We start from the raw sequence: 6863 nt of genomic DNA on the forward strand, positions 1-6863 counted from the left end.
CCCTTCCCTCAATTTTCATGTCGGGGTTGCGGCGGAGACGCCATGACGGTTTTCTGCTTTATTAATACTTATGTCTATAGCGAAATTCTTCATGCACATCATCAATGTAATAGTCATCGTGGCGCAACTCGTCATCGGCATAATACGCGTCATCGGCATACGTCACTTCTGTTCTGTCCTTACATGTGGAGCAATAGCTTCGGCTTCGTTCCCAGAGTACCAACTCTTCACCACAGTAAATGCACAAGTCTTTCATTGGCAACGCCTCCTTTGATACCCTTGGAATTTTTGCGTAGAATACTTTACCCTGTTTTTCCCCAGTTGAAACAAAAATATTTAATCTATTCTATGCTTCAATGAGTGTGAAAGTTTAAAGAAAGAGAGAACGTTTCCAAGTGTGCTACAATGAAAAGGAATGAATCGAAATGAAAGGGGTATATAGATGGAACAGTGGCGTTTCCTTGACACAGGAGTTAGCTCGCCGGCGATGAATATGGCGATCGATGAAGCGGTACTTACAATACATAGCGAAGGAAAAACCCGTCCTTCGGTTCGTTTCTATACGTGGGACCCGGCGACGGTGTCCATCGGCTATTTTCAAAAAGCCGAGAAAGAAATCGATTTGGAGAAAGTGAAGGAATACGGGCTCGGCTTTGTACGTCGGGCTACCGGCGGGCGGACCGTGCTACATGACAAAGAGCTTACCTACAGCGTGGTGGTATCGGAAGCGCATCCGGCGATGCCGTCCGGCGTGACCGATGCCTACCGCATCATTAGCGCAGGCCTTTTGGAAGGATTCCGTCTGCTGGATATGCGTGCGGATATGGTGAGCCCGGACGAGGCGAAGTTTGCCGAACCGTCATCTGCAGCTTGCTTTGATGCACCATCTTCATATGAATTGGTCGTGGAAGGCAAGAAGGTGGCCGGCAGCGCCCAGACGCGTCAGAAGGGCGTTATTCTGCAGCACGGGTCCATTCTGTTAGATATTGATGTCGATATGCTGTTCGATATTATCCGTCATCCGAACGAGCGGGTACGGGAATGGCTGAAGCGGGGCTTTGCCGATAAAGCGGTTGCGATTAACCAGGTACGTCCGACGCCCGCGACGCTTGATGATGCGCGAAAGGCATTTCGTGAGGGGTTTGCGAAGGGGCTTGGCGTAGAATTGGTAGATGATGAGCTGACTGCCGAAGAGCGAGAGCTTGCCGAACAACTCGCACGCGAGAAATACGGGTGTAACGAATGGAATTTCAAACGATAGGACAGCGATAGAAAAAGCGGCCGTGACGGGCCGCTTTTTCCCATGTTTTGGTCCGATGTGCTTTTGTCAAAAAGTTTTTTTAGAAAAACGAGAAAATAACTATATATTGTGGTAAAATCTAAATATGAACACAATATATTGACGTGGTAGCAATCTTTGGTTTAGACTAAGAGGGCACTTATCAAATGTATCAGACAGCATGTGAATGGTCAAATTCTATTTCACACAGTTGGAGGGTGAAAAATGGAGACAGCAACTGAAATGGCGGGCAAAACGAAATTAGAAGGATTGAGCGAGAAAATTTTTCTCGACCGCTATGCGCTAAAAGATCCGAATCCAGATAATGTACAAGCCGGAGACACGGTACTTGTTCTAACGAAAGACGATCCGAAATTCCCGAAAAAAGAAGTTGGCGTAGTAGAAGCGCGTGAAGGCAATATAATTCATGTTAAGCTGCGCAGCGGCGAGACGGTGACGACTGAGGCGGAGAAGGCCCTGCGGACACTGGAGAACACGCCGGAAGAGATGTGGGACCGTCTGGCGAAGACGATCGCATCCGTCGAGACGACGCCGGAGAAACAGCAGGAGTGGGAACAGAAGTTCCGCGACCTGTTGTCGGACTGGAAGCTCGTGCCGGGTGGACGTATCGCGGCAGGCGCCGGCGCCAACGATGAGTTGACGTTGTACAACTGCTATGTTATTCCGTCTCCGCATGATAGCCGCGGCGGCATCATGGAGACGCTGAGCCAGATGACGGAGATTATGTCCCGCGGGGGCGGCGTCGGCATCAACCTGTCGAGCCTTCGTCCGCGCCGTGCGCAGGTACGGGGCGTGAACGGTTCTTCGAGCGGTTCCGTGTCCTGGGGCGGATTGTTTAGTTATACCACGGGATTAATTGAGCAAGGTGGCTCAAGAAGAGGTAAAATTTGGTAAAAATGTGCCTCTTAACCCTGTGAATTGCTGGAAACTCTTTATTATAACGCCACTTCAAGAATAATCATAAATAAGATTCATTGATTATTGGGGTGAGTTTTTTGAGGCGTTACGATGCAAGAAGTAAACAAATTTGCGTCTTATGCGGAGAAATGTTTATGCATAATAAGCAAGGCCGGTTTACTTCCCATTTAATTCATGTCCATTCACTTAGCTTGCATGATTATTTATTGCGCCATTATTACACCGTCGAGGATTTAACTTGTCAAAATTCATTCTGCACTAATTTAGTCAAGCTTCGAAGGGGCGTTCCTAATCTTTTCTGCAGCACTTCTTGCCACAAAAAGCGAGATAGAAGGCGACGGTGTGAAGTTTGTAAGACAGAGTTTATGAAGGACGACCTTCGTGTTAGAACATGCAGCAGCAGCAAGTGCGAAAGTGAATTGAGATCACATAGCATCTCGACTTGGCATTTAGAAATGCCCGAAGAACGTAAAAGAAAACATTTTTTGATTATCGGGCAAAAAGCAGCGCAAACAAGAAAAAATAACTATCGTCCCCCGTGGAATAAGGGGAAGACAGGGATTTATACCGAAGAAACGATACAAAAAATACGCCAGGCTACGCTTCGTCAATTTGAAACGCAATCTTTTCGTAAAACTAGGATAGAAGTAGTCATGGAAGAAGTGCTTAATCGCCTAAATGTAAATTATAAATACTCTTTTAGACTGGAAAATAGACAATATGATTTCTTGCTTCCTGATTATAAGCTGCTAATCGAGTGCGATGGCGATTATTGGCATTGTAACCCTAAGTTTTATCCACAGCCAAAAAGATGGCAACTTGAAAGACGAAAGATCGATAAATTAAAAAATGAGATTGCGGAGCGGAATGGATATAAAATTGTGCGTTTCTGGGAAGATAGTATTTTGCATAGCTTAAGTGAAGTGGAGAATGTGCTTGCATCGTACTTATCACATTAGCCACAACGTAACTGGAAACGGTAAGCGTGAAGGTTTGAAAATAATGTGATGACAAAGACAACCAGCAGCCAAGCCCCTACGTCTTTTCAAGATATGGGGAAGGTCCAACGACCATCGAAAGCACACATTAAATAATGTGGAAGCGAGTAGAGTAGGATTCAAGCGAATCCGAAGCGCAGGGGCGCTGTCATCGTGATAGCGTAAGATATGGTCTGAACTCTAAAGTGATTTAGAGAGTCGAAGTAGCGATTCGACGTAACATTATTGGCATTAATGCTTATGATGAACGACTGGCACCCGGATGTGCTGGAGTTCATTACGGTAAAACAGAACATGGGGCTTATTACAAACGCCAACCTGTCCGTTTGCATCAGCAACGACTTCATGAAAGCCGTAAAAGAAGACCTGGAATGGGAATTCAAGTTCCCGGACACAACCGATCCGGAGTACGATGAAATCTGGGACGGTAACATGGAAAAATGGGTTGAGCTTGGCAAGCCGGTGCGCGTGTACAAAACAATCCGCGCCCGTGACATGTGGCACACGATTATCGAGTCCGCATGGAAATCCGCCGAGCCGGGCGTAGTATTCATGGAATACTACAACCAGATGTCCAACAGCTGGTATTTCAACCCGATTATTTGTACAAATCCGTGTGGTAAAGTCGCATAGTTTGCCTCACGTAAAACATTGCGGAATGAAGCGGGAACCCTGAGACGGGAATCCGAACCGAAGGCTAACCGTAAAAAGTTAGTCAGGGGCAGAGCATACTCGGTGAACCTCCTGATGGAGAATATAATCCGGGCACGAGGCCGCAACACTTAGGACATAATATTACAAATTTTTAATCCCCTAGATCATTTTAAAAGTTAGGAGGTGAAACAATGAACAGAGGCTATGCCGGATACTATGGTGATGTATATTTGAGAAGTTCTTACGAATACGCCTATGCTAAATATTTAGACTACAAGCAAATTAATTGGAAATACGAAGAGAAAAAATTTGATTTAGGCGATAAAATGTATACTCCAGATTTCTTTATTTATAACGAGAAAAGTGAACTTCAATTTATCGTTGAGATAAAATCAAGAAATCAACAAGCAAAGATAAAAGCACTGGAGAACTTAGAGAAGTTAAAAATGATTTTTGACATAGAGTATAAGCTTGTATCCTACCAAGACTTGTTGTTGCTCTATAAAGAATTACCGTTTTCTTTAACAGGAACAATTGCAGAATGGAATACAGCATCTTATACAACAATTAATAAATCGACAAGAGGAAGTTTAAATCCTCATTATAGTCACAGACATACAAAAGAAACTAAAAAAACCATAGGTCTTAATACTAAAAAACTGTGGAATAATCCTGATACACGTAAAAAAATGATTGCTGGTTCTATAAAGGGAGCCGCTATCCTTAAGGCGAGAAAAGGAAAGTTTATCCGCGTTCTTCGTGTTGAGAGAAAATGCAACTTCTGTGGTCAAGCATTCGTTGCTCTTGAAACAAGCAGACAAAAATTTTGTAGTGACATATGCGGCGGGCGATATGGTTTCCAGTTAGCAACAGAGGTTTATGTATCTAAAAGAAATGAGATACGTGGGTTGATTAAGAAACATGTTTTGGAATGGAGCCGTGAAAACAGAGAGCTGATTTTAAATACACCTTTCAATCGGATTAAGACAACTTTATCTCCCTTGCTAGCTGAAATTCAGAGCAAATATGGTGTGAAAGATATCAGGGTTATTACGCAAGCTGTTTTAGGGGAACAGCTTGGCAGAAAAGATTTATTAGCATTTCTAAAGGAAAATTGTAATACCTAAGTGAAAATGTATGCCGAACTAACGGGAAAAGGAACCGTTAGATCTGCAGAATAAAAAGTCTGCAGGATAACAAAACTGGAACAAGGACTCCCTGGTTGGGGTGTATGTAACTTATCAGCAATTAACCTATCAAAATTCGTCAAAGACGAAGATGTAGACTGGGAAAACCTAGCGACCACAGTACGCCATTCCGTTCGCTTCCTGGATAACGTAGTCGACGCAACGCCGTACCACTTCCCGGAAAACGAAGCGAATCAGAAGAAAGAGCGCCGTATCGGCCTTGGTACAATGGGTCTTGCGGAAATGATGATTCATCTAAAAATCCGCTACGGCAGCCCGGAATCGCTTGAATTCCTGGACAAGCTGTATAACTTTATCGCACGCGAAGCGTACCTTGCTTCTACGGAAATCGCCGCTGAAAAAGGAAGCTTCCCGGCATTTGACGCGGACCTCTTCCTGCAAAGCGGTTTTATGAAGCAGTTTGACGATGAAGTGCGCAATGCGGTGAAAGAGCGCGGTATGCGTAACGTAACGGTTCTGACCCAGGCGCCAACCGGATCCACTGGGACAATGGTCGGCACGAGCACAGGAATCGAACCTTTCTATGCGTTCGAATTCTACCGTCAAAGCCGACTTGGCTTCGACAAGCAATACGTACCGATCGCGAAAAAATGGCTCGAAGAAAATAATACAGAAAAACTGCCGGATTACTTCGTCAGCGCGATGGATCTGTCAGCAGAGGATCACGTACGCGTGCAGGGCGCTATCCAGAAATGGGTGGACAGCTCGATCAGTAAAACGGCGAATGCGCCTGCCGACTTCAGCATAGAAGATACAAAAGCATTGTACGAACTCGCCTTTGATCTGGGCTGCAAAGGCGTAACGATTTACCGTGACGGCAGCCGTGACGTACAAGTTCTGACGACGAAAGGCGAAGAAAAAGAAGAGAAGAAAGAGGCAAAAGCAGAGGAACCGAAAGCGGAAAAAATCGCTCCTGTGACCGACCTGGACGAAACGCCGCCGACGAAAGATTACCGCCGTCGCCCGCTCCGCCTGAAAGGCGCGACATACAAGATGAAGACTCCGCTTGGTAAAGCCTACATAACGGTGAACGAAGTGGACGGCGCACCGTTCGAAGTCATCGTAAACGTAGGAAAAGCAGGCAGTGACGTATTCGCGATGTCCGAGGCCCTTGGCCGCGTATCTACGCTGTTCCTCCGCTTTGGCGAACTGCCGGACGGAAACAAAGCCCGCCTGTTGATTAAGCACCTGAAAGGTATCGGCGGCTCCGGCGCAGTCGGATTCGGGGCCAACCGCGTAGATTCGATTCCGGATGCAGTAGCGAAAGCGATCGAATTCTATCTGGACGGAGACGATGAAAGCCCGGTTGCTTCCGCAAGCGAAGTGCAGGCTCCGCCGGCACCGGTGCAGAAGCCGCATGATCGCGACGAAGACGGCGACGTTTACCGTGAAGGGCTTGACCTTTGCCCGGAATGCGGCGCCGCTGCGCTCATAGCTGAAGAAGGCTGCAAACACTGCGAAGCTTGCGGATATTCCCGTTGCTCGTAAGCCGGTTCATTAGACAGAGAGAATTAATGTAATTGTGATTTGTCATAATTAGCTGGACTTGCATCATAATTAGCTAGACACTTTTTCATAATTAGTTAGACGTATGTATTTTAATTCAATAGAATGAATTTTTATTAATTTATTTCGTACTTTAACTTCTGTGATTTTGCAAAATTAATCGAAACGGAAATAAGATAATTTAACCTTTTTCCGAAAGAAGTCTCCCACTTCTAAACGTGAAGGTGTGATGACACCCGTGAAAGTGGGAGATGAATTTCGGTTAGGCGGAGCCTACCG

4 protein-coding genes and 3 pseudogenes are annotated in these 6863 nt (G+C 45.6%); 6 read left to right on the forward strand and 1 reads right to left on the reverse strand.

Annotated features, from left to right (window positions below; translation table 11 throughout):
- Positions 1 to 61 precede the first annotated feature (61 nt).
- The gene (locus ADA01nite_RS12325; RefSeq protein ID WP_146810275.1) at positions 62 to 256 is read right to left on the reverse strand and encodes a hypothetical protein; all 195 of its coding nucleotides are present in this window, start codon (positions 254 to 256) and stop codon (positions 62 to 64) included.
- A 186-nt stretch (positions 257 to 442) separates the two neighbouring features.
- Between ADA01nite_RS12325 and lipM the strand changes: the two genes are divergently transcribed.
- The 6 genes and pseudogenes from lipM to ADA01nite_RS12355 form a co-directional block, all read left to right on the forward strand.
- On the forward strand, positions 443 to 1261 hold the full coding sequence (lipM, locus tag ADA01nite_RS12330) for an octanoyltransferase LipM (protein ID WP_146810276.1): 819 nt from the start codon (positions 443 to 445) through the stop codon (positions 1259 to 1261).
- Between the two features lie 261 nt (positions 1262 to 1522).
- A pseudogene (locus tag ADA01nite_RS12335) lies at positions 1523 to 2188 on the forward strand (ribonucleotide reductase barrel domain-containing protein); the annotation flags it as partial.
- Between the two features lie 164 nt (positions 2189 to 2352).
- Positions 2353 to 3177, forward strand: a complete 825-nt coding sequence (locus ADA01nite_RS12340) for a putative endonuclease domain-containing protein (RefSeq protein ID WP_146810279.1) — start codon at positions 2353 to 2355, stop codon at positions 3175 to 3177.
- Positions 3178 to 3444: 267 nt separating this feature from the next.
- Positions 3445 to 3840: pseudogene (locus tag ADA01nite_RS12345) on the forward strand (ribonucleotide reductase barrel domain-containing protein); the annotation flags it as partial.
- Between the two features lie 221 nt (positions 3841 to 4061).
- A complete protein-coding gene (locus ADA01nite_RS12350) occupies positions 4062 to 4997 on the forward strand; it encodes a PDDEXK family nuclease (protein ID WP_146810281.1) in 936 nt (311 codons plus the stop codon).
- A 78-nt stretch (positions 4998 to 5075) separates the two neighbouring features.
- Positions 5076 to 6566: pseudogene (locus ADA01nite_RS12355) on the forward strand (ribonucleotide reductase barrel domain-containing protein); the annotation flags it as partial.
- Between the last annotated feature and the right edge of the window lie 297 nt (positions 6567 to 6863).

It is taken from the genome of Aneurinibacillus danicus, from assembly GCF_007991215.1.
GTDB classification, from domain to species: Bacteria; Bacillota; Bacilli; order Aneurinibacillales; family Aneurinibacillaceae; genus Aneurinibacillus; species Aneurinibacillus danicus.